Origin of the sequence: Paraburkholderia sp. XV (genome assembly GCF_020177535.1) — a bacterium.
Lineage (GTDB): Bacteria > Pseudomonadota > Gammaproteobacteria > Burkholderiales > Burkholderiaceae > Paraburkholderia > Paraburkholderia caribensis.
The window spans coordinates 12,756-34,954 of record NZ_JAGUUD010000008.1 but is presented as its reverse complement, the minus strand read 5'-3'; the positions used below and the strand labels follow the sequence as shown (position 1 = coordinate 34,954).

Sequence of the window (22,199 nt, the reverse complement as noted above, 5' to 3'; positions counted from 1 at the left end):
TGGGCACGATATTTTTGTGACGACTATTACACATATTGAAGCACAGGCTCAGCGCGTGCGTCCATATTTTTGTTATGATCGACATAGAATTCAGTTTTCGTGGGTTTGCGACAATTGCATGCCCGGAGAGAGGGGACATGGAGCCAGCCAGTGGCGGCGAAACCAAAGGGCGCGGCAGGCCGAGAGCATTCGAACGCGAGGTGGCGCTCAGGCGCGCCATGGACCTTTTCTGGGAAAAAGGCTTCGACATGTGCTCGATGTCGGATCTCGTCGATGCAATGGGCGTCAACTCGCCGAGCATCTACGCGGCATTCGGCAACAAAGAAAGCCTGTATCGCGAGGCGATCGAGCTTTACGTGCGCGCTGAAGGCGGCGCGGCGTTGAGGAACTTCGAATCGCGCGCGACTTTGCGCGAAAGCCTCGAAGCGATGTTCGATGCAAGCATCGACCTTTTCACGAGCGGACAGCGTTCTCGTGGATGCATGATTTTTCTCGGCGGCGCGGGGATCGGCGCGGAGCACGTCGAGCTGCGAAACTTTCTTCAGGGGTTGCGTCTCAGGATGACGCGTACCGTAGAAAAGCGCTTGAAGAAAGCCTTCGAACAGGGCGAACTCGCGCGCGATGCGGACTACGCGGCGCTTGCCACCTTGTGCATGTCCGTTTTCTCCGGCCTGTCCGTCCAGGCCGCCGACGGTGCCAGCAAACGCAAATTGCACGCGGGAGTGGCGCAGTTGCTGGCGGTGATTCCTTTTCGCGCTGCGTCGTAGTGGGTTAATACCATCCTTGCGTCGAACGATCTCCCTCTGGCTCGCCGGACGTTCCGTGCCGTTCTTCAGAAGAGGCGAACGCGCCGATGGCAGCGCTAACGGGCGGTACCGCTATTGGAAACTGTCGTGCAGATAATCGCGCACGGCCGTCAGTATTTCATCGGAGAGCGGATCGCCCCGCACCGCGCGCGCGAGCGTGGCCGCACCCACCAGCATCGAAAGGCGGGCGATGGCGCGCTGACGCGCTCGCTTCGACGGGCGCGGACCCGCAAACGACGCGAGCCGGCTGAACATCGACTTGAGCCCTTGCGCATAGGCGCCGCGCACCGGCTTGGTCGTCTCCTCACGTGCCACGTCAGCAGCGAGACCGACGGCGGGGCAGCCACCGCCGGGCTCGTCGCGCTGCTTCGCGCTGAGATAGTGCTTCGCGAGCGCGTCGACGAACGCCTGTTCGCCCGCATCGTCCTTGACCAGCGTTCTCCAGCGCACCACGGATTCACCGAATGCACGCTCGCACGCCACCGCGGCGAGTTCGTCCTTCGATTCGAAATGGCCGTAGAACCCGCCATGCGTGAGCCCCGCGCTCGCCATGATGTCGGTGACCGAGACACCATTCAGCCCGCGCTCCTTGAAGAGGCGCGCGGACGCCGCCTCGATCAGCAAGCGGTTCCTGTCGGTTTGTTCCTTCGATACGCGAGGCATCCGGGCCCTCCGTGGTGAGTGCGGCGCGCGTCGCCCCTGCGCTTATTGCGCGTATTGTGCTTCGCCGTTGCCGAACGACCAGTTCTCCTTCGGCACTTCGACGAGGCTGATGAACAGGTCTTCTCGCCGCAGTCCGACGCGCGCGTGAAGACCTTCGCTCAGCGCCTTGTAGAAGGCTTTTTTGAGTGTGATATCGCGGCCCGCATTCAATGTGAGCTGAACGATGATGCACTGAGGCGAGCGCTCGATGCCCAGATAGGTCGGATCGGCAATGAAGTTGCCGGACTTGTGCTCGTTGATCACCATGAAACGGTCATTGACGGGCACGTTCATCGTGGTAGTCATCGCCTTGTAGACCTCGTCGGCGACGGCGCTGCGATACTCGGCGGATTGACCTTCTGCGAGATCGATACGTACAAGTGGCATGATAATTTCCTCGACTGGAACGTCGGTGACGGCGCGCGACATTGGTTTGTGCGCAAGAAAAGCCCGAATAGCGGATCGGGAACACGCTGATAATAAATGACGGTCATCATTTATACAATAGATGATGACCGTCATTTATTAGATGGAGGCCATGTGATCGATGCGATGCTTTTGAACGCTCTTGTGGTGCCGACGCGCGACGCGTGGTTCGAGGCGCAGCTATCTTCCCGTCATCGAGTCCACGACCTCCTGGGTCGTGACAACGGCATGCGCAAGAAACGCATAGTTGATCATCGCCGCCTTATAACCGTCGCCCCAGATCGGATGACGCGGCCCCGCCGTCGCGTCGGAGACGACGCACACTTCGAAACCCTGCTCGATCAGATCGCGCAGGTGAGACTCGACACACATATTGGCTAGCATCCCGCCCAGCACGACTTTTTGCACGCGATGCTTTCGAAGTTGCAGCGTCAGGTCATTTGTCTGCGGTCCGAACACCTTGTGCGGACTCACCACGATAGTCTCGCCGTCCTCGATAAACGGCTTGAACTCATCCAGCCAGTCGGCCCCCGATTTCTCGAATCCGCTGAGGTTCAGCGCCCCCGCTCGTGCGAAGGTGCTTGTCGCAAACTCGTCTGTCTCCAGTGGGCCGTTGAATTTCCATGCACGGTCGGTCGGATAGAAATAGTGTGGGGAAATGAACACGCTGAACTTCGCTGCTTTGGCTGCCGTGAAGATTTTCACCATATTTTCGACCGTTCGGTTTTCGGTCACGCTCGCACCGACGGCGCCCCAGTTTTTGCCCGTAGGGCTCAACACGTCGTTCTGTGGATCGATAAACACAACTGCCGTATCGGCGGGGTCGTAGCTCATGGTCGAACTCCAGTGAGTGGATGGCGTGACTTGGGCATTGCTGTACTAATGTATGCCATCAGAGTGGACCCTGCATGCTTACGGACCTGTTATGGTTGAAAGGCCGCCGTCCGGCTATTTACATGTATATGGCGCACTCGCCGATGCCGTGCGCGATCTGACGGCAGAACTGGCACGGGTGTGCTCGGCGCTGGATTTCCTTTGAGGACGGGTCTATAACAGGAGGACAAGAAAAGGCGCGTCCCTAAACATGTGCCCCCGTGACCTCTTCAGAGGATGCCTCCGATCATAAAAGTCACGCTGCTGGCCGGAGCAGGCTTCCTTTTCCTCAATCGGCAACCGAAAGTCTGTTTTTTCTTCAAGTCAATGTATTTCGATTCGTTATCCTTATCGGATTGAATCGAATTGCATTATCGACAAAGGTGCAGAAATGAGAGTTCTTTTGGCTTCGTTATTGGTAGTTTCTGCATTGTCCGCGGTCACGGACTTTGCGTATGCGCAGACAACATGGCAACAGCCGTCCGGAAGCGCCGACCCACAAATGGCGCCCGCTGCGACGATGTCCCAACCACAAATGGCGCAGCCCGCCAGTTCGATGAATCGCTATGAATACGATTCCGTCGGTCCTCAGCCAGGTGGGTCGAGTGGAAGCGGACGAGGAAGGAATGGCGGGCCGTGTGTCGTCGGATTGTCCTGTGATATCTACCAGGGGAGTTGAGTTCGGAACGATGGAATCCCGCCGGACGGATTCCGTGCAGTGGGTCCCCACGCGGCGCGCCGGATCATCGTCGGAAATGGCGGGATTTTTTTCTGGCAGTCTTCCCGCGCGTCAACGCCAACCGAGACCCGGAGCGACATGCGTGAGAATCGATTCTATGACGTGCGCGCAGTACTCGACCCCTAACTGATTGGGCACGGTGAGTAGCAACGTATCGGCTGCCGCAATAGCTTCGTCTTTTGCCAGTTCTTCGATGAGAACGTCGGGCTCCGCAGCGTAATTCCTGCCAAATATCTTCTGGACGTCGTCGTCGAGAAAACCGATTGTGTCCTTGCTCTGCGTGCCCCGTCCGAAATACATGCGGTCCTGTTGATTCACGAGCGCGAAGATACTCCGGCTGACCGACACGCGCGGCGCTCGCGTATGCCCGGCCTCTTTCCATGCGTCGCGGAAAACCTGGATCTGCTCCGCTTGCTGGATATGAAGCGGACGGCCCGTTTCGTCGTTCTTCAGTGTGGACGTCTGCAGGTTCATGCCCATTTTCGCGGCCCAAACGGCAGTCGCGTTGGAGCCCGAGCCCCACCAGATGCGCTCACGAAGTCCTTCGGAATGAGGTTCGACGCGTAGAAGTCCCGGCGGGTTGGCAAACATGGGGCGCGGATTCGGCTGTGCAAAACCCTTGCCTCGCAGCACTTCATAAAACACTTCCGTGTGACGGCGTGCCAGATCGGCGTGCGTCTCGCCTTCTTCTGGCGCGTACCCGAAGTGGCGCCAGCCATCGATAACCTGTTCGCCGGAGCCTCGGCTAATACCGAGTTGCAGCCGTCCGCCAGCAATCAGATCGGCTGCGCCAGCATCTTCTGCCATGTAGAGCGGGTTCTCGTAGCGCATGTCGATGACACCCGTTCCAATCTCGATCGTGCGCGTCTTCGCGCCGATTGCGGCGAGAAGTGGAAAGGGCGATGCAAGCTGTTGAGCAAAATGATGGACGCGAAAGAACGCACCATCCGCGCCGAGTTCTTCGGCGGCGACGGCGAGGTCGATGGATTGCAGAAGTACATCGGCTGCCGATCGTGCCTGTGAACCCGGAGAATTGGCCCAGTGACCAAAGGAGAGAAAGCCAATCTTCTTCATAGCAGTAGATTCGATTAGCCGGTATCTGCGACGCCGGCTGCGAGAGCAGGAAAGCTGTAACACTACAGCATCGGTCTGCAACGCGCCGGGACTCGCCATTCCAGACAACCGGCGCGCAAGTTCTCGCGGCTATTTAAGCCGTGAGCGAGGCGTTCTGCGGGAACAGCGCGCGGCGAGTCTCTTCGTCGAACTCGGCCTTGAACACCTGCCTGTCTTTCAGCGCCAGCGCGCGGATAGCCGCTGGACGCGCCGAGATCTCGTCGACCAGACGCTTGACGTGCGGATAGTCGGAGAGTCCCTTTTCGCCCAGGATATAGCCGGCGAAATGCGCCCAGCCCCACAGCGCGATATCGGCGATCGAGTAAGTGTCGCCCGCCAGATACCGCGAACTCGCGAGACGCTCATCGAGAATGCGATAGTGACGCTCGACTTCTTTCAGATAACGGTTGCGCGCATACGGCAGCGGTTCCGGTGCATGGTGCAGGAAATGCACGGCCTGGCCGGAAAACGGCGACAGCCCTGTCGCGACGAACTGGAGCCACGAGAGCATCGCGGCATGCTGCGACGGCGCGGCGGGGACGAACTTCCCATGCTTTGCGCCGAGGTGCAGAAGAATCGCGTGCGAATCGAATACGGTCACACCGTCATCGACGATGGCCGGGACCTTGCCGTTCGGATTGATCTTCCGGTACGCGGGCGCGTGTTGTTCTCCCTTGAAAGTATCGACGGCGGAAAGATCGAATGGTGTTTCAAGCTCTTCGATCAGAAGCGCCACCTTGAGAGGATTGGGAGACGGGTGGAAGTAGAACTGAAGCATGGTGTTTCCTTGATGAGGGAATAGATGAGATCGCAGCGCACGCGTAGCCTGTTCGCGTAGTCACATGCTGAACGCAATGTCACCGTCTGCCGTACGGTCCTCCCGATGAATACATTCGATGAAGTCGAACATGTGCGCTGAAGACGAGTTGGCGTTTCGCACACCACGCGGCAACCGGGAACACGTCCCACTGCGTCATCGACGCGCACCGGCTCCTGAATGCTGACAAATAGCTTACAATGTCGTCAGGACTTTCCGACACCGTTGGCGCGATCCAGTCCGCAGCGGGGTCTCCATATAAGGGTCTGAGGAGGCGATATGCACTTCTTTCACCACGGCGTAGCGATTCAGCCGTCGGTCGCACGAAGCGGCAATACCTTTGTCGCCCGGGTCGCCATTCTCGAAGAGGATGGCGAGGCGACGTCGCTTGGCGATCTCGGTCACTTCGCGAACCGGCAATGCGCGTTCGCGTTTGCGGTGCGCTGCGGCACGGCATTCGCGGATAACGAACCGATGCCGTTGCCGCCCTGCGATATCCCGTCAAAGCAAGCCGGTTCCGCACACAAAACTGCCGTCGATCTTCCTTGAGGCGCAACGGTTTCGTCTGCAACGATTAGCGCGTTTCGAGGCCGGGCCAATATGTTCGCCGGCACGAAGCGTCACGTGGACTCGAACACCCGGAGGCGGTATCCATGATTCACTCGGAAGTCCACAAGTTTCCCTACACGCGCGCGAGCGGCATGCAGCGTACCTACGACGTGACGATCAACCTGGTCCGGCGCGATTCGGGCGTGTACGCGTATCGGTCATGGGTGCACTACGCGGGGAGATTCAAGGGCAATGGTCTCGACTTTCCGCTTGTTTCGCGGACTACGGATCACGCGATCACCGAGGCGCGTGCCCGTGTTGAAGAACACATCGAACATCTGCTCGGAGTAACGGAATGACCTGCACTGAAGCGGGTGCCGCATAGGCATGGCAGAAGACGGGCACGATGTGTCAGTGCGCCGGACTTGCGCGAAGGGGCGCCGAAGGTCGTGCGCCGCTCTGTCTCTTCAGAAGGTAACGCGAGCCGCGCTGCGCAACGGCTCGCCGCAAGCCGCGTCAAATCCGCCCGAAACCGCCGCCGCCAGGCGTTTCAACGACGAACACATCACCCGCCGCCATCTCGACACTGGCGATATGGCCCAGCGCGACGATCTCGCCGTCCGCCCGTTCGACGCGATTGCTGCCTTGTCTTCCCGAAGCGCCGCCTGCCGCGCCGAATGGCGCGTGGATGCGGTTGTTCGACAGGATCGAGGCTGTCATCGGCGCGAGAAAGCGGATGCGCCGGATCGCGCCATTGCCGCCTTTCCACTGTCCCGCGCCGCCCGAACCGGCGCGGATCAGATGCGATTCGAGCCGCACGGGGTAACGCCATTCGAGCACTTCCGGGTCCGTCAGGCGCGAGTTGGTCATATGCGTCTGCACGGCATCGACGCCATTGAAGCCGTCTCCCGCGCCGCTGCCGCCCGCGATCGTCTCGTAGTACTGGTAGCGCGCATCGCCGAACGTGAAGTTGTTCATCGTGCCCTGGCTCGACGCCACGACACCGAGCGCGCCATACAGCGCATTTGTGATCGCCGATGAAGTTTCGACGTTGCCCGACACGACGGCAGCGGGATAGACGGGATTGAGCATCGAACCCTCCGGCACGATCACGGAAAGCGGCCGCAGGCAACCGGCGTTGAGCGGGATATCGTCGCCCACCAGCGTGCGGAACACGTAGAGCACGGCTGCCATGCAGACCGCCTTCGGCGCATTGAAGTTGTTCGGCAGTTGTGCCGACGTGCCCGTGAAATCGACCGTTGCGCTGCGCGTGGAAGCATCGACGTGGATCGCCACGTCGATCACCGCGCCGTTGTCGAGCGCATAGCGATACGCGCCGTCCTTGAGCGCGCCGATCACGCGGCGCACCGCTTCTTCCGCATTGTCCTGCACGTGCTGCATGAAGGCGAGCACCACGTCGCGGCCGAATTGCGCGACCATGCGGCGCAGTTCGTCTACGCCTTTCTGATTGGCCGCGACCTGCGCGCGCAGGTCGGCCATGTTCTGCGTGATGTTGCGAGCGGGATAGCGGCCCGACGCCAGCAACGCGCGCGTTTCGGCATCGCGTAGCACACCTGCTGAAACGAGCTGCCAGTTGTCGATCAGCACGCCTTCTTCTTCGATGTGCGTGGAAGCGGCCGGCATCGAGCCCGGCGTGATCCCGCCGATATCCGCATGATGGCCGCGCGAGCCAACATAAAAGAGCGGCTCCTCGCTGCCGTCGGCGAACACGGGTGTGATGACGGTGACATCGGGAAGATGCGTGCCGCCGTGATACGGATCGTTGAGCATGAACACATCGCCGTCGCGCATCGTGCCGCGATTGCGTTCGATGACGGTCCGGATGCTTTCGCCCATCGAGCCCAGATGCACGGGCATGTGCGGCGCGTTCGCAATGAGATGGCCGGCCGCGTCGAAGATCGCGCACGAAAAGTCGAGCCGTTCCTTGATGTTGACCGAGTAGGCAGTGTTCTGCAGACGCAGACCCATTTGCTCGGCCACCGACATGAACAGGTTGTTGAAGATCTCCAGCCGCACCGGGTCGGCTTGCGTGCCGATCGAGCGGCGCGTCGGCAGCGCGAGCACACGCGTCATCACGACGTTGCCGTCGCCCGTCAGCGCCGCCTGCCAGCCAGGCTCCACCACGGTCGTGCCGTTCTTCTCGGCGATGATGGCCGGGCCGTCGAGCGTGTCGCCCGCCATCAGCGTATCGCGCGCATAGAGCGACGCGTCGTGCCAGCGGCCGCCCGAATACATGCGGACCGTCGCGGCGGCCGTGGGCGCGCCGCCGGCAGGGCGATCGGCGATGCTGCCTGCCACCGGCTGGGCATCCGAATGACCGATTGCTTCAACGGAGGCGAGTTCCACCACGAGCGGCGTATCCGCCATGAGAAACGCGTAGCGCTGCCGATAAGCCGCTTCGAACGCCGCGCGCATCGACAGTACGCTGCCCGCATTGACCGCGAGCGCCGAATCGGTGCCCTGATAGCGCAGGTGCACACGCCGCGCCGTCGAAATGCGCGCCGCGTCGACGCCTTGATCGAGCAGCACGCGGGTTGCTTCATCGACGAGCGCATCGAGCGCTGCGTCGATGGAGGCAAGCGACGTGTCGTCGAGCACGATTTCGAGCGCGCGCTCGCGCATCGCGGTCTGATCGGCGAGACCCATGCCGAACGCCGACAGCACGCCCGCGAGCGGGTGCGCGAACACCTTCGTCATGGCGAGCGCATCGGCCACGCCGCATGCATGCTGGCCGCCGGCGCCGCCGAAGGTCGTGAGCACGTATTGCGACACGTCGTGGCCGCGCTGCACCGAAATCTTCTTGATCGCGTTCGCCATGCTGCCGATCGCGATCTCCAGATAGCCTTCCGCGATCTCTTCCGGCGTGCGGCGCTGGCCCGTCGCCGCGCAAATCTCGTCGGCGAGTGCGCGAAAGCGTGTCGCCACCGCTTCGCGGTCTAGCGGCTGGTTGGCATGCGGACCGAAAACATGCGGAAAATAATCGGGTTGAATCTTGCCGAGCATCACGTTGCAGTCGGTCACCGTGAGCGGGCCGCCGCGCCGGTACGCGGCCGGTCCGGGGTTCGCGCCCGCCGATGCAGGGCCGACACGCAGACGTGCGCCGTCGAAGCCGAGTATCGAGCCGCCGCCGGCCGCCACCGTGTGAATGCTCATCATCGGCGCGCGCATGCGCACGCCCGCCACCTGCGTTTCGAACACGCGCTCGAACTCGCCGTTGAAGTGCGATACATCGGTGGACGTGCCGCCCATGTCGAAGCCGATGACGCGCTCGAAGCCCGCCGTCTGCGCCGCGCGCACCATGCCGACGATGCCGCCTGCCGGGCCGGAAAGAATCGCGTCCTTGCCCTGGAACAGATCGGCACGCGTGAGGCCGCCGCTGCTCTGCATGAACTGCAGATTCACGCCGGGCATCTCGCTCGCCACCTGATCGACGTAGCGGCGCAGGATCGGCGACAGATAAGCGTCGACGACGGTGGTGTCGCCGCGCGACACCATCTTCATCAGCGGCGACACCTCATGCGAAACCGAGACCTGCGTGAAGCCAATGCGCCGCGCCAATGCCGCGACTTCGCGCTCATGCGCGGTGTGCCGATAGCCGTGAACGAGCACGATGGCCAGCGCGCGGATGCCCGCGTCGAAGACCTCGCGCAAGGCTGCTTCCGTGGCGGAAAGATCGAGCGGCACGACAACGTCGCCTTGCGCGCTCACACGTTCGTCGATTTCGATCACGCGCTGATAGAGCGCTTCGGGCAGCGCGATGTCGAGGTCGAAGAGGCGCGGACGGTTCTGGTACGCGATTCGCAGCACGTCGCGAAAGCCGCGCGTGGTCACCAGCGCGACGGGCTCGCCCTTGCGTTCGAGCAAGGCATTGGTCGCGACGGTCGTCCCCATCTTGACCATCTCGACATCGCGCGGCGTGATCGCTTCGCCTTCGCGCAAGCCAAGCAGATGACGGATGCCCGCAACGGCCGCGTCGCGATAGTGCTCGGGGTTTTCGGAGAGCAGCTTATGGGTGGTCAGCGAGCCATCCGGCCGACGCGCGACGATATCGGTGAAGGTGCCGCCGCGGTCGATCCAGAATTGCCAGCGGGACGGCGTGCATGCTTCGGGTACGTGATCTTGTTTCATGGTGCGATGAAAGATGAGAGCGACATGCAGGGACGGTTGATCGAAGGGGCGCGCAATCGTGCGTGCCGGGTTCATGCGGATTCGAGTTCGCGTCCGCGTGTTTCGGGCAGCGTGAGGGCGGCGACGATCAGCACGCCGTAGGCGGCTACTGCAAAAATGCCGATGCTCGTGCCAAGACCGAACTCTTTCGACAGTGAGCCGATCAGCACGGGAAACAGCGCGCCGATCGCGCGGCCGACGTTGTAGCAGAAGCCCTGTCCCGAACCGCGCACGCGAGTGGGGAAGAGTTCGGTGAGAAACGCGCCCATGCCCGAGAAAATGCCGGAGGCGAAAAAGCCAAGCGGGAAGCCGAGCCAAAGCATCGACGTATTCGTGAGCGGCAGCGACGTGTAGGCGAACGCGATCGCCATCGAGCCGACTGCGAACAGAATGAAATTGGGCTTGCGGCCAATGCGGTCCGTGAGCCACGCGCTCGACAGGTAGCCGACATAAGAGCCAGCGATGATCATCGCCAGATAGCCGCCTGTGCCCATCACCGTGAGATGGCGCTCCGTCTTGAGGAAGGTGGGCAGCCAGGTGGTGATCGCGTAGTAGCCGCCTTGCGCGCCCGTCGTGAGCAGCGCGGCGCGCAGCGTCGTGGACAGCAGCTTCGGCGCGAAGATTTCGGTGAAGCGCGGCGTATCGTTGGCGTCGCGCCGTATTGCTTTCGCCTGCTCGAATACTTCGGGTTCCTTCACATAGCGGCGGATCACCAGCACGAGAAACGCGGGCACGAGGCCGATCAGGAACAGCGCACGCCACGCGAGCTCCGGGGCCATCGCCGAAAAGAGCACGGCGTAGAGCAGGGCGGCCATGCCCCAGCCGAGCGCCCAGCCGGACTGCACGAGGCCCACGGCCTTGCCGCGGTCGCGTGCGCGAATCACCTCGCCGATCAGCACGGCGCCCGCGGTCCATTCACCGCCGAAGCCAAAGCCCATCAATGCGCGGGCGGCGAGCAACTGACCGTAGTTCTGCGCAAGTCCGCACAGCCCTGTGAAGACGGCGAACCACAACACGGTCAGTTGCAGTGTGCGCACGCGGCCAATGCGGTCGGAAAGTATGCCCGCGATCCAGCCGCCCAACGCCGACGAAAGCAGCGTCAACGTGCCGATGAACCCGGCATCCGCGAGCGTGATGCCCCACGTCGCGACGAGCGTCGGGATCACGAACGAGAGCATCTGCGTGTCCATGCCGTCGAGCATGTAGCCGACCTTGCAGCTCCAGAACGCGCGTCGCGCGCGCGGACCGGCTTCTGCGTACCAGGAAAGCCGGCTTTCGCTGGCCGCTTCGCTGGGCTCGTCTGCGATTGCCGTGAGTGTCTTGCTGTCCATCAGTTGCTCCTGTCGATCGACGAGTGGGGCATGTCTGGCGCCGCCCGCATGCCTGAAAACGATTCAAAGGATTGAGTCAGCCCCTCTGGTCGGCGCGGCCAGATCTCGTTCAACGAATGGGATGCCCAGCGATGCGGCGCAACGCGCCGCGTTGGTCAGAACACGGCTAGCGACGCGTTCGTGATATCCGTCATCAGCATGTGGCCCGGTGCATGGGCAATCGCGAGAGGCAGCTTCGCAGCCATCAGCGCGGTCTGCGGGGTCACGCCGCACGCCCAGTAGACGGGCAGTTCGCCCGCACGGATCGTCACGGCGTCGCCGAAGTCGGGGCGCGCGAGATCGGCGATGCCGAGCTCGGCAGGGTCGCCGATATGGACGGGCGCGCCGTGCACGCCGGGAAAGCGGCTCGTGATCTGCACCGCGCGAATCGCATCGGCGCCGCGCATCGGACGCATCGACACCACGAGTTCGCCGCCGAACACGCCCGCGCGCCGGTTGGGAATATGTGTGCGATACATCGGCACGTTGCGTCCCTCTTCGACGTGGCGCAGCCCGATGCCTTCGAGCGCAAGCATGTGCTCGAACGAAAACGAGCAGCCGATCGCAAACACGACGAAATCGTCCTGCCACAGCGCTTCAATGGAGTCGACGCGCTCGCTCAGTGCGCCGTCGCGATAGACGTTGTAGGCCGGTACGTCGGTACGGATGTCGATATCGCGGCCCAGCATGGGTACGCGGAAATCGCCCGGTTCGCCAACGCCCAGCAGCGGGCACGGTTTCGGATTCGCATGGCAGAAGCGCAGGAAATCATGCGCATGGGCGGCGGGCAGTATCGCGAGATTGGCTTGCGCGTACTCGCCGCAATGTCCGGCGGTCGGGCCGCGAAAGTCGCCGTGACGAACGGCCTGGCGGAATTCGGATGGAGTCATGGTCGGGCGGGCTTCTGAATGTTTTCGGTTGGCGGCGCGCGTCACACCTCGAATTGCGTACCGTCAGGCAAAGCATAGAAAAGAAGAAAATTTGACGCCAACTAGTTTTCTTTGCTGTCCACGAATAGAATTTCTTAACGAATCTGCGGGTTTTCCCGAGTCACGTCGTTTTTTTTGAAGCGCTTCGCGCCATGAATACTCGCTTTCTCGAAACCTTCGTCACGCTGGCGAAATTGCGCAGCTTTCGCACGACGGCAACGGCGCTGCATGCCACGCCCGCTGCGATTTCCCAGCGTCTGAAGGCGCTCGAAGATGAATTGCAGACCGTGCTGGTCGATCGCGACAGCCGCGAGTTCCGCCTGACGCCGAATGGCGATTACCTGCTCGGCTACGCGAAAGCCGTGGTCGAGGCGACGCGTCAGTTGCAGGCGGCCGCGTCGAACGAAGGCGCGATGCGCGGCAAGCTGCGCCTGGGCGTGATCGAGACGGTCGTGCACAGCTGGCTCGCCGACTACATGCGCATGCTCGCCACCGACTATCCGCAACTCGAAGTGGATCTCGCGGTGGATGTGAGCGTGGTCCTGCAGCGCCGTTTAATGGCGGGTGAACTCGATCTGATTATTCGCGTGGAGGGCAGCGATGAGGAATCGGTGGTGTGCGACGCGCTCGCCAACTATCCCGTTCACTGGATCGCGCGCGCGGGTCTGTTGCCGTTGTCCCGCAGCGGGCTCGCAAAGCGCGTGCTGCGGCATCCTATCCTGACGTTCGGCCGTGGGACCGCGCCGCATCGCGCACTCGAAGACATCGTCAGCAAGCTCGCGCTCGCGAATGGCGTGCCGCTTGCCGACACGCGCATCACCGGCTCGCCGTCCATTTCAGTGATCGTGCAACTGGTGCGCGACGGCTTTGGCGTCGCGGCTATTCCGCGGCTTTTCGTCGACGAACTGATCGCGCGCGGCGAAGTGGTTGAGTTGCCTTTGCAACCTTCGCCGCCTTCGATCGTCGTGTCGATGTCGCGCCGCTCGGATGCGCCGCTGTTCGTGCACGGCGCGGCGAACGCTGCACGCACTGCGTGTCACGCGTACTGCGAGCATGGCGACGCGCGGCTGATCGAGCGGCTGTAATGCTGCGTTTTCGCGAACGCGCGGACGGCTGAAGGATTTTTGATTAGCGTTGACAACGCAAAATTCGGCGCTTTAGACTGCATCCATTCCTCGCGGCCCGACAAAGATGTCCGCCCGAGGATCCGGCACAGAAGCCCCCTGACGAACCGTGTGTTCGTCAGGGGGCTTTTTTTTGTTCGCATTTTCGGGAGTTCGAGCCCATTTCTGGAGAATCCGCATGTTGCTTAAGCCGTCCGGCTGGATGCGTCTGGCCTTCATTGCAGGACTTGCAGTCACGTCGCTTGTCGCGAATGTCACGGATGCCGCCGAACCCGTGAAGGTCGGCCTGCTCGAAGACGCGTCGGGCAACTTCGCGCTCGCGACCATCCCGAAGATTCACGCCACGCAGCTTGCCGTCGACGAAATCAACGCGAAGGGCGGCATTCTCGGCCGCCCGATCCAGCTCATCGCGTACGACACGCAATCGGACAACACCAAGTTTCAGGAACTCGCGCGGCGCCTCGTGCAGACCGACAAGCCGGACGTGATCTTCGGCGCGTTCTCCAGCGCCTCGCGCGAAGCGATTCGTCCCATCATGGATCGCGCGCATCAACTCTACTGGTACGACAACCAGTACGAGGGCGGTGTGTGCGACACCAATACCTTCGTGACGGGTGCCGTGCCCGAGCAGCAGTTCTCGACGCTGATTCCGTGGATGATGCAGAAGTTCGGCAAGAAGGTGTACACGATCGCCGCCGATTACAACTTCGGGCAGATCTCCGCCGAATGGGTGCGCAACATCGTGAAGGAGAACGGCGGCACGATGGTGGGCGAGGAGTTCATCCCGCTGTCGGTATCGCAGTTCGGTCAGACCATCCAGAACATCCAGAAGGCCAGGCCCGATTTTGTCGTGACCTTGCTGGTCGGCGCGAATCAGGCGTCGTACTACGAGCAGCAGGCTTCGGCGCATCTGAATCTGCCGATGGCGAGTTCGGTGAACGTCGGCCAGGCGTATGAGCACAAGCGCTTCAAACCGCCTGCATTGAAGGACATGTACGTGACCGCGAACTATGTCGAGGAAGTCGACACGCCTGCCAGCAACGACTTCAAGAAACGCTTCCACGCGAAGTTCCCGAACGAGCCGTACATCAATCAGGAAGCCGCCAACGCTTACGACGCGATCTACCTCTACAAGGCCGCCGCCGAAAAAGCGAAGTCCACCAACCAGGATGCCGTGCGCAAGGCGCTGGAGAGCGGCGGCATCTGCACGGAAGGCGCGCAGGGCAAGGTGTGCATCGACCCGAAGAGCCATCATGCGAGCCATACGATCTTTCTCGTGCATGTGAAGGACGACCATTCCGTCGATATCCCGAAGGTCTGGGACGACGTGCAGCCGTACTGGCTCGGCAAGGTGGGCTGCGATCTGCCGAACAAGCCGGATCACCGTCAATACACGCCGTCGAATCTGCCGAAGAAGTCGTGACCCGAACGGGCGCGCCCGGATGCAATGAAGCGCGCGTCCGTTCTCTGAAAGTGGAGCAATCATGGCCACCTTGTCGGTGCTCTATTCGCTGATCTATCAGTTCGGCGACAGCTTTGCGTATCTGGTGCTGGCCGCGCTCGGGCTTGCGGTGATCTTCGGCATGATGGGCGTCATCAATCTCGCGCATGGCGAGTTCATCATGTGCGGCGCGTATGTCACCATCATCTCGGCCAAGCACGGCCTGCCGCTGCCGCTCGCGATGCTGCTCGGCGCGCTGTCGGCGGCCATGGCGGGCGTCGTGATCGAGCGGCTCGTGATTCGTCATCTTTATGACCGCCTGTTCGATTCCGTCGTGGCGACGTGGGCCATCAGCCTGATCGTGCAGCAGACCATGCTGCTCGTCGCCGGTCCTTCGCTCGAAGGTATCGGCACGCCGTTCGGCGCGTTCTCGCTCGGCGAGTATTCGTTCTCGACGTATCGCGCGGTGCTGCCGTTGATCGCGCTTTGCATTCTGTTCGCGCTTTATCTACTGTTCTTCAAGACCAACTACGGCGTCTGTGCGCGCGCGACGATCCAGAACGCCAGCATCGCGCAATGCCTCGGCCTGCGCACGGATCGTCTCTACACACTGACCTTCGCGCTGGGCGCGGGACTCGCCGGACTCACGGGCGCGCTCTACGCACCCACCATGACGGCCGTGCCGACGATGGGCAGCAACTTCATCGTGCAGGCGTTCGTCTCGGTGGTGGTCGGAGGCGCGAATGTGATTGCGGGCACGACGCCGGCGGCGGGCGTGCTGGCGATCATCCAGACCGCGCTCACCGCGTCCTACGGTCAGCTGTTCGGGCAGATCGGCCTGCTCGTCACGGTGATCGTGGTGATCCGGTTGATGCCGCAAGGGCTCGGCAACCTGTTCATGCGCTTGCGCCGGGAGGAGTCGTGAAGCAATCGGTGAAGCAGTCGGGGAAGCAATCGGTGAAGCAAGCGCAACTGGCTGCCTCAGGCCCGGCACCGCGGGCGCTGCGTTACGTGCCATGGCTCGTGGCGCTGTGTCTGCCGCTCGTCGTGGACGCCAACACGAGCGGCAATCTCGCCTACTGTCTGCTGTGGGCGTTCAGCGCGGTCGGGCTTGCCGCGATGTGGGGCTACGGCGGCATCCTGTCGTTCGGGCAGACCGCGTTCTTCGGGCTGGCCGGTTATAGCTACGGCATCTTCACGCTGAACTTCGGCGACACATGGTTCGATGCGTGGCTCGGCCTCGGCGCGGGCATCGCGGTGAGCGTCGTCGTGGCGGCGCTGATCGGCTACATGATTTTCTTCGGGCGCATCAAGGGCGTGTTCATCGGCATCGTGACCTTATCGGTGACGCTTGTGCTCGAGACCTTCATGGCGCAGACGGCGGGGCCGCAATGGGCGATCGGCGAGGCGCGCCTGAACGGCTACAACGGCATGGGCGGCATGCCACCACTGACGATTCCGTGGCCCGGCGGCCCACTCACGCTGGAGAACACGAGCTTCTACTATCTGGTGCTGATCCTGCTGATCGCCGTCTACGCGTTCATGCGCAAGCTGCTCGACGGACCTTTCGGACTCACGCTGATTGCGATCCGCGAGAACCCGCAGCGCGCGGAAATGCTGGGCGTCGATATCCGTCTTCATCAATTGCTGGTCTTTGTGCTCGGCGGCACACTGGGCGGATTGTCGGGTGCGCTGTACACGATCTGGGGCTCGTACATCACGCCGTCGACGATGGGCCTCACGGCTGCGGCCATGCCCGTGATCTGGGTCGCCACGTCGGGCCGGAAGAGCATCGGCGGCGCGATCGTCGGCACGGCATTGCTCGTGTGGCTTTCGCAGAATCTCGCGGTATACGGCAGCCAGTACGCGCTGATCCTGATGGGCGCGATCCTGCTGGTGGTCGTGCTGGCCGCGCCCGAAGGCCTGCTGCCGTTCGTAGCAAGGCAGTTGCGGCGCTTCGAGCGTGAGCGCGGCCTTGGCAATGGCCGCAACCGTCCGTGTTTCGACGAACCGCTCAAGCAAGAGGAGGGCAAATCGTGACCGTGCTGCTCGAAACACGCGCGCTCAAGAAGCACTTCGGCGGTGTGCAGGTGATCAACGGTATCGACTTTCAGATCGACGCGGGCGAGATCCGCTGTGTGATCGGACCGAACGGCGCAGGCAAGAGCACGTTCTTCAAGCTCATCACGGGGGAACATAGACCGTCTGAGGGCAGCGTGCATTTTCTCGGGCAGGACATGAGCCACGTGCTGCCGCACGAGCGCATCCGCATGGGGATGAGCATCAAGTTTCAGATACCCGGCGTCTTTCCGGATCTGAGCGTGCGTGAGCATCTGCAACTCTCGTTGCATCGCGCGAAGGACGACCGGCCTGGAAGTATCGAAGAACTCTTGCAGCGCTTCTTGCTGGAACAGGAAGAGCATGTGCTTGCGCGCAATCTGTCGCATGGCAAGAAGCAATGGCTCGAAATCGCAATGGCCGTGTCGCTGCGGCCGAAGCTGCTGTTTCTCGACGAGCCCGTTGCGGGCATGTCGATCGAGGAAACGCATGCGACGGGCGAACTCATCAAGCGGCTATCCGCATCCGGCCTGACGATGATGGTAGTCGAGCACGACATGACCTTCGTCAAGCAGATCGCGACGCGCGTGACGGTGCTGCACGGCGGCAGGCTGCTCGCCGACGGGCCGCTCGAAGAGATCCTCGCACGCGACGACGTCGCGGAAGTCTATCTGGGGAAGAAATCATGAGCGCGCTTCTCGAAGTCGCGGACGTGGCAGCGGGCTATGGCGGCGGGCGCGTGCTCAACGGCGTGTCGTTCGGCATCGGGCGCGGCGAAGTGCTGGCGCTGATCGGGCGCAACGGCGTAGGCAAGACCACGCTGATGCGCACGCTGATCGGTCTCGTCAAGCTCGACGCGGGCCAGATCGTACTCGACGGCGCGCCCATCGGTCATGAAAAGCCCTACGTGCGGGCACGCAAAGGCATCGGCTATGTACCGCAGGGCCGCGAGATCTTCGGCGCACTGACGGTCGCGGAGAACCTTCAGGTCGGCGCGCAGGCGAACCCGGACAAGGCAGCGCTGATGCGCGAGAAAGTTGTCGGCTACTTCCCCGTGCTCAAGACGCGCTACCGGCAAAAGGCGGGCACGATGAGCGGCGGGGAACAACAGCAGCTCGCCATCGCGCGCGCGCTGGTCAGCTCGCCGCAGGTGCTGCTGCTCGACGAACCATCGGAAGGCATCCAGCCTTCCATTGTCGATCTGATCGGCGAGACCCTGCTGACCATCGCGCGTGAGACGGGCATCGGCGTGGTGCTGGTGGAGCAGGATATGGGCATGGTCGAGCGCATCGCGACGCGTTGCTGCGTGATGGACAAAGGCCGCATCGTGGACACGTTGAGCCCGGCGCAACTCGGGGACGAGCAACTGATACGCCAGTATCTGGCACTGTGACGGAGAGCAGAACATGAAATGGCTAGAAGAATCGATCATGATGAAGCGCGGCGTCGGCGCCGATCGCGAACCGGTGGAACATCATCTGACCGAGGAACTGCAGAAGACCTTCCACTACACCATTGGGCCGTATTCGCAGCCCGTACTGCACGTGAAGCCCGGCGACCGCGTGGTGGTGGACACGCGCGACGCGTTCGAAGGGAAGATCAAGAGCGAGACGGACAAGCCATCGCAGGTGCTGACGGTGCCGTTCCTCAATCCGCAGAACGGTCCTATCATGATCGAGGGCGCGGAGAAGGGCGATGTGGTCGCGGTGTACATCGAAAAGATGTCGCCGCGCGGCGACGATCCGCACGGCTTTTGCTGCATGATTCCGAACTTCGGCGGACTGACGGGCACCGACTACACGGCGCTCCTTAACGAGCCTTTGCCCGAGGTGGTGCGCAAGATCAAGATCGACGAAGAGAACGTGTACTGGAGCAAGCGCAACACGCTGCCGTACAAGCCGCATATCGGCACGTTGAGTCTGTCGCCCGAACTCGATTCGATCAATTCGCTCACGCCCGATTCGCACGGCGGTAATATGGACGTGCCCGACATGGGGCCGGGCAGCATTACCTATCTGCCCGTGCGCTCGCCCGGCGGGCGGCTCTTCATCGGCGACGCGCACGCTTGCCAGGGCGACGGCGAAGTGTGCGGCACAGCCGTCGAGTATCAGAGCACGACGACAGTACGGGTCGATCTCATCAAGAAGTGGAAGATCGACTGGCCCCGGCTCGAAAACGAGGACGCGCTGATGAGCATCGGCAGCGCGCGGCCGCTCGAAGACGCGACACGTATTGCGTATCGCGAACTCGTGCTGTGGATGGCGGCGGAGTACGGCTTCGACAAGTGGGACGCGTATATGATGCTGAGCCAGGTCGGCAAGGTGCGGCTCGGCAATTTTGTCGATCCAAAATATACGGTCGGCGCGATGGTCGCCAAGCACTACCTCAAGTAAAACGATCTGCCGTGCGGGTGCCGTCCCGCACGCATCATACGGAGAGCACGTCACGACATGGCATTGTCCGATCCCATCAGAGTTGGGCTGCTTTGCTCCACGAGCGGCTCGACGGCGCTTCTGGAGCAGTCGCAATGGCGCGGCGCGTGCCTCGCGATGGACGAGATCAACGCGCGCGGCGGCATCGACGGACGCGAACTCGTTGCAATCCATTACGATCCGGGCTCCGACCCCGCCGTGTTTCGCGAGCTGGCCGAGCGCCTGATCGTGCAGGACGGCGTCAACGTGATCTTCGGCGGTTATACGTCCACGAGCCGCAAGGCAATGCTGCCCGTCGTCGAGAAACACAACCGGCTGCTGATCTATTCGCAGCAATACGAGGGCTTCGAATACTCGGACAACATCATCTACAGCGGCGCGTCGCCGAATCAGAACGGCGTGCAGCTCGCCGACTTCATGACGCAGACGTTCGGCGCGCGCGTCTACTTCGTGGGCTCTCGCTACGTCTATCCGTACGAATGCAACCGGACCATGCAGGAACTGCTGCTTCAGCACCCGGAAGGCGCCATACTCGGTGAGCGGTATCTACCCCTCGAAGCAGACCGCGAGCAGTTCGCGCAGGTCGTCGCGGATATCGCGCGCAAGTCGCCCGACTGGATCTTCTGCACGGTGATCGGCGCGACCGTGCCGTATCTGTACGAGGCCTACGCGCATGCGGGTTTCGATCCCGCGCGGATGCCGATCGGCAGCCTCAACACGTCCGAGACCGAAATTCACGCAATGGAACGCGGCATTGCGGCGGGACACTTCACGGCGGCGCCCTATTTTCAGAGCATCGATACAGCCGAGAATCATCGCGCCGTGCGGCAGCATCAGGCGCGCTTCGGTGCCGATACGCCGACCGACATGAACTGGGAAGCCGCGTACTATCAGATGCATATGTTCGCCGAAGCCTGCACGCGCGCCGGTTCGGACGAAATCGGCAAGATCATGCCGCATCTGCTCGGCTCGGAATTCGCGGCGCCGCAAGGCAGGGTGCGGATCGATCCCGTCAATCATCACATGGCGCTCTATCCGCGCATCGGCCGCGCGAATGCAGACGGCCAGTTCACCGTGCTACGCGAATCGAAGTTCGCCGTCGGCCCCGACCCGTATATGACACGCCAGACGCTCGGGGACTGGGTGACGAAGTTGAGCACACGGGACTACTGACGTGAGCGCGCGCATGGGCAGAGACCAACGCAGCCTCACCAGTTCGATTCTGGAGCGTCATCCGCGCGTGCTCGTGTTCCATCCCGACGATGACGACGGCCAGACGCTCACGAACCATCTCCGGCGCATGGGCTTTCAGGTCGAGCGATGCTGGCCGCCGCTGGAGACGTTGCCCGACAGGACGGATCTGGTGTTCCGTGCGCTGTTGCCCGAAGAGCGCGCGCCGAAGGACGAATGGTCCGGGCCGGATGCGCCGCCCGTCATCTGCGTGGTCGCGTATGAGAATCCGACCTTCATCGATCAGGCCATCAAGATGGGATCGGACGGCATCGTCACGACGCCGATCCGCGCCTCGGGCCTGCTGTCGACCGTGATCATGGCGCTCTATCACGCGCGCCGCTCGCGGCAGCACTTGCAACGCATCGCGAGACTCGAGCAGAAGCTGCTCGACAGCCGGCATCTGCAGGAAGCGAAGGGCATTCTGATGACGATGCATGGCGTCAATGAGAACGAAGCGTACGACATGCTGCGCGCCCAGGCGATGGAGAAACGTGTGTCGATCGACGACATCTGTCACTCGGTGATCCAGGCGGGCGAGGTACTGCAGATCAAGCGCGGGATGATGCCCGAGGATGGGCGAGGCGAAGACTGAGTTCAACCGTAGGTTCAACAAGGGGCAACCAGCATGGACTTGCAACTGAAGGGACTGAAGGCGATCGTGACGGGCGGGACCAAGGGCATCGGTCTTGCCATTGCGCGCACGCTCGCGCAGGAAGGCGCCGACGTCGCCATCTGCGCACGCGACGAGGCGGCCGTGACGGCGACTGCGGGCGCACTGGCGGAGCTGGGCGGCGCACGCGCGTCGGGCGCTGCCGTGGATGTCGCGGACGGCGACGCGCTGAAGGCATGGGTCGGGCATGTCGCGAAGGACTGGGGCGGGCTCGATATCGTGGTGGCCAACGTCAGCGCGCTCGCTATCGGCAACGATCTCGAATCGTGGCGCAAGGAGTTCGAGACCGATCTGCTCGGCACGGTCAATCTCGTGGATGCGGCCATGCCCTGGCTCGAAGCGAGCAAGGTGGCGTCGATCGTCGCGATATCGAGTGTATCGGGGCGCGAGATCGATTTCGCCGCCGGCCCTTACGGCGTATTCAAGGCGGCACTCGTTCACTACATGCAGGGACTTGCGAATCAGCTCGCGTCCAAAGGCATTCGGGCGAACACGGTATCGCCCGGCAACGTCTATTTTGAAGGCGGCGTGTGGGACTGGATCGAGCATAACGATGCGGCGCTGTTCGAGCGGGCGCTCGCATTGAATCCGACCGGGCGCATGGCGAGGCCGCAGGAGATCGCGAATGCCGTGGCGTTTATCGCGAGCCCGGCGGCGAGTTTCGTGAGCGGCACCAACTTCGTGGTCGATGGCGCGCTCACGCGCGGCGTGCAACTTTGAAGAGGGCGG

21 protein-coding genes are annotated in these 22,199 nt (G+C 62.3%); 13 read left to right on the top strand and 8 right to left on the bottom strand.

The window, feature by feature from the left end:
• The first annotated feature begins 137 nt into the window (after positions 1 to 137).
• Positions 138 to 767, top strand: coding sequence for a TetR/AcrR family transcriptional regulator (locus KFO72_RS06620; protein ID WP_054930946.1), 630 nt, complete (start codon positions 138 to 140; stop codon positions 765 to 767).
• Positions 768 to 878: 111 nt separating this feature from the next.
• Here KFO72_RS06620 and KFO72_RS06615 read toward each other — a convergent pair whose 3' ends face one another.
• From KFO72_RS06615 to KFO72_RS06595, 5 genes are all read right to left on the bottom strand, one after another.
• On the bottom strand, positions 879 to 1,469 hold the full coding sequence (locus KFO72_RS06615; RefSeq protein ID WP_054930945.1) for a TetR/AcrR family transcriptional regulator: 591 nt from the start codon (positions 1,467 to 1,469) through the stop codon (positions 879 to 881).
• Between the two features lie 42 nt (positions 1,470 to 1,511).
• Complete coding sequence (locus KFO72_RS06610) at positions 1,512 to 1,895, bottom strand: tautomerase family protein (RefSeq protein WP_054931031.1); 384 nt, start codon at positions 1,893 to 1,895, stop codon at positions 1,512 to 1,514.
• Between the two features lie 219 nt (positions 1,896 to 2,114).
• Positions 2,115 to 2,768 (bottom strand): isochorismatase family protein, encoded by a 654-nt coding sequence (locus tag KFO72_RS06605; RefSeq protein WP_225031698.1) that lies wholly within the window; start codon positions 2,766 to 2,768, stop codon positions 2,115 to 2,117.
• An 829-nt stretch (positions 2,769 to 3,597) separates the two neighbouring features.
• Positions 3,598 to 4,620 carry an LLM class flavin-dependent oxidoreductase gene (locus KFO72_RS06600; protein WP_225031697.1) on the bottom strand — a complete coding sequence of 341 codons (1,023 nt, stop codon included), beginning with the start codon at positions 4,618 to 4,620 and terminating at the stop codon, positions 3,598 to 3,600.
• A gap of 133 nt (positions 4,621 to 4,753) precedes the next feature.
• The gene (locus tag KFO72_RS06595) at positions 4,754 to 5,437 is read right to left on the bottom strand and encodes a glutathione S-transferase family protein (protein ID WP_225031696.1); all 684 of its coding nucleotides are present in this window, start codon (positions 5,435 to 5,437) and stop codon (positions 4,754 to 4,756) included.
• Positions 5,438 to 5,755: 318 nt separating this feature from the next.
• On the opposite strand from KFO72_RS06595, the gene KFO72_RS06590 reads away from it, so the two are divergent.
• The gene (locus KFO72_RS06590; protein ID WP_225031695.1) at positions 5,756 to 6,025 is read left to right on the top strand and encodes a hypothetical protein; all 270 of its coding nucleotides are present in this window, start codon (positions 5,756 to 5,758) and stop codon (positions 6,023 to 6,025) included.
• Positions 6,026 to 6,129: 104 nt separating this feature from the next.
• The gene (locus tag KFO72_RS06585; RefSeq protein WP_054930940.1) at positions 6,130 to 6,384 is read left to right on the top strand and encodes a hypothetical protein; all 255 of its coding nucleotides are present in this window, start codon (positions 6,130 to 6,132) and stop codon (positions 6,382 to 6,384) included.
• 157 nt (positions 6,385 to 6,541) lie between these two features.
• Here KFO72_RS06585 and KFO72_RS06580 read toward each other — a convergent pair whose 3' ends face one another.
• From KFO72_RS06580 to KFO72_RS06570, 3 genes are all read right to left on the bottom strand, one after another.
• The gene (locus KFO72_RS06580; protein WP_225031694.1) at positions 6,542 to 10,174 is read right to left on the bottom strand and encodes a hydantoinase B/oxoprolinase family protein; all 3,633 of its coding nucleotides are present in this window, start codon (positions 10,172 to 10,174) and stop codon (positions 6,542 to 6,544) included.
• Between the two features lie 71 nt (positions 10,175 to 10,245).
• Positions 10,246 to 11,544, bottom strand: coding sequence for an MFS transporter (locus KFO72_RS06575; protein ID WP_054930939.1), 1,299 nt, complete (start codon positions 11,542 to 11,544; stop codon positions 10,246 to 10,248).
• 155 nt (positions 11,545 to 11,699) lie between these two features.
• Entirely contained in the window at positions 11,700 to 12,527 is an 828-nt protein-coding gene (locus tag KFO72_RS06570; RefSeq protein WP_405083915.1) for a putative hydro-lyase, read from the bottom strand.
• Positions 12,528 to 12,664: 137 nt separating this feature from the next.
• Between KFO72_RS06570 and KFO72_RS06565 the strand changes: the two genes are divergently transcribed.
• The 10 genes from KFO72_RS06565 (at position 12,665) to KFO72_RS06520 (ending at position 22,190) form a co-directional block, all read left to right on the top strand.
• Positions 12,665 to 13,597, top strand: coding sequence for a LysR family transcriptional regulator (locus KFO72_RS06565; RefSeq protein WP_007577479.1), 933 nt, complete (start codon positions 12,665 to 12,667; stop codon positions 13,595 to 13,597).
• Positions 13,598 to 13,814: 217 nt separating this feature from the next.
• A complete protein-coding gene (locus tag KFO72_RS06560) occupies positions 13,815 to 15,059 on the top strand; it encodes an urea ABC transporter substrate-binding protein (RefSeq protein ID WP_054930937.1) in 1,245 nt (414 codons plus the stop codon).
• A 61-nt stretch (positions 15,060 to 15,120) separates the two neighbouring features.
• On the top strand, positions 15,121 to 16,002 hold the full coding sequence (locus tag KFO72_RS06555; protein ID WP_062918540.1) for an ABC transporter permease subunit: 882 nt from the start codon (positions 15,121 to 15,123) through the stop codon (positions 16,000 to 16,002).
• A gap of 32 nt (positions 16,003 to 16,034) precedes the next feature.
• Positions 16,035 to 17,117, top strand: a complete 1,083-nt coding sequence (locus KFO72_RS06550) for an ABC transporter permease subunit (RefSeq protein ID WP_176056932.1) — start codon at positions 16,035 to 16,037, stop codon at positions 17,115 to 17,117.
• On the top strand, positions 17,114 to 17,824 hold the full coding sequence (locus tag KFO72_RS06545; RefSeq protein ID WP_225031693.1) for an ATP-binding cassette domain-containing protein: 711 nt from the start codon (positions 17,114 to 17,116) through the stop codon (positions 17,822 to 17,824). Before KFO72_RS06550 ends, KFO72_RS06545 begins: the two co-directional genes overlap by 4 nt.
• On the top strand, positions 17,821 to 18,528 hold the full coding sequence (locus KFO72_RS06540) for an ABC transporter ATP-binding protein (RefSeq protein ID WP_035993549.1): 708 nt from the start codon (positions 17,821 to 17,823) through the stop codon (positions 18,526 to 18,528). Before KFO72_RS06545 ends, KFO72_RS06540 begins: the two co-directional genes overlap by 4 nt.
• 13 nt (positions 18,529 to 18,541) lie before the next feature.
• The gene (locus KFO72_RS06535) at positions 18,542 to 19,528 is read left to right on the top strand and encodes an acetamidase/formamidase family protein (protein WP_054930934.1); all 987 of its coding nucleotides are present in this window, start codon (positions 18,542 to 18,544) and stop codon (positions 19,526 to 19,528) included.
• Positions 19,529 to 19,585: 57 nt separating this feature from the next.
• Positions 19,586 to 20,740: a transporter substrate-binding domain-containing protein gene (locus KFO72_RS06530; RefSeq protein ID WP_054930933.1), complete on the top strand. Its 1,155-nt coding sequence runs from the start codon at positions 19,586 to 19,588 to the stop codon at positions 20,738 to 20,740.
• Between the two features lies 1 nt (position 20,741).
• Entirely contained in the window at positions 20,742 to 21,392 is a 651-nt protein-coding gene (locus KFO72_RS06525) for an ANTAR domain-containing response regulator (protein WP_176053526.1), read from the top strand.
• 33 nt (positions 21,393 to 21,425) lie between these two features.
• The gene (locus tag KFO72_RS06520; RefSeq protein WP_225031692.1) at positions 21,426 to 22,190 is read left to right on the top strand and encodes an SDR family NAD(P)-dependent oxidoreductase; all 765 of its coding nucleotides are present in this window, start codon (positions 21,426 to 21,428) and stop codon (positions 22,188 to 22,190) included.
• The last annotated feature ends 9 nt before the right edge of the window (positions 22,191 to 22,199 follow it).

What these genes read in the sequence shown, in the direction of transcription:
- KFO72_RS06565 (WP_007577479.1), top strand. Translation starts at nt 12,665, where the DNA reads ATGAATACTCGCTTTCTCGAAACCTTCGTCACGCTGGCGAAATTGCGC.
- KFO72_RS06580 (WP_225031694.1), bottom strand. Translation starts at nt 10,174, where the DNA reads ATGAAACAAGATCACGTACCCGAAGCATGCACGCCGTCCCGCTGGCAA.
- KFO72_RS06595 (WP_225031696.1), bottom strand. Translation starts at nt 5,437, where the DNA reads ATGCTTCAGTTCTACTTCCACCCGTCTCCCAATCCTCTCAAGGTGGCG.
- KFO72_RS06530 (WP_054930933.1), top strand. Translation starts at nt 19,586, where the DNA reads ATGGCATTGTCCGATCCCATCAGAGTTGGGCTGCTTTGCTCCACGAGC.
- KFO72_RS06605 (WP_225031698.1), bottom strand. Translation starts at nt 2,768, where the DNA reads ATGAGCTACGACCCCGCCGATACGGCAGTTGTGTTTATCGATCCACAG.
- KFO72_RS06620 (WP_054930946.1), top strand. Translation starts at nt 138, where the DNA reads ATGGAGCCAGCCAGTGGCGGCGAAACCAAAGGGCGCGGCAGGCCGAGA.
- KFO72_RS06520 (WP_225031692.1), top strand. Translation starts at nt 21,426, where the DNA reads ATGGACTTGCAACTGAAGGGACTGAAGGCGATCGTGACGGGCGGGACC.
- KFO72_RS06600 (WP_225031697.1), bottom strand. Translation starts at nt 4,620, where the DNA reads ATGAAGAAGATTGGCTTTCTCTCCTTTGGTCACTGGGCCAATTCTCCG.
- KFO72_RS06535 (WP_054930934.1), top strand. Translation starts at nt 18,542, where the DNA reads ATGAAATGGCTAGAAGAATCGATCATGATGAAGCGCGGCGTCGGCGCC.
- KFO72_RS06610 (WP_054931031.1), bottom strand. Translation starts at nt 1,895, where the DNA reads ATGCCACTTGTACGTATCGATCTCGCAGAAGGTCAATCCGCCGAGTAT.
- KFO72_RS06615 (WP_054930945.1), bottom strand. Translation starts at nt 1,469, where the DNA reads ATGCCTCGCGTATCGAAGGAACAAACCGACAGGAACCGCTTGCTGATC.
- KFO72_RS06585 (WP_054930940.1), top strand. Translation starts at nt 6,130, where the DNA reads ATGATTCACTCGGAAGTCCACAAGTTTCCCTACACGCGCGCGAGCGGC.
- KFO72_RS06555 (WP_062918540.1), top strand. Translation starts at nt 15,121, where the DNA reads ATGGCCACCTTGTCGGTGCTCTATTCGCTGATCTATCAGTTCGGCGAC.
- KFO72_RS06590 (WP_225031695.1), top strand. Translation starts at nt 5,756, where the DNA reads ATGCACTTCTTTCACCACGGCGTAGCGATTCAGCCGTCGGTCGCACGA.
- KFO72_RS06540 (WP_035993549.1), top strand. Translation starts at nt 17,821, where the DNA reads ATGAGCGCGCTTCTCGAAGTCGCGGACGTGGCAGCGGGCTATGGCGGC.
- KFO72_RS06560 (WP_054930937.1), top strand. Translation starts at nt 13,815, where the DNA reads ATGTTGCTTAAGCCGTCCGGCTGGATGCGTCTGGCCTTCATTGCAGGA.
- KFO72_RS06575 (WP_054930939.1), bottom strand. Translation starts at nt 11,544, where the DNA reads ATGGACAGCAAGACACTCACGGCAATCGCAGACGAGCCCAGCGAAGCG.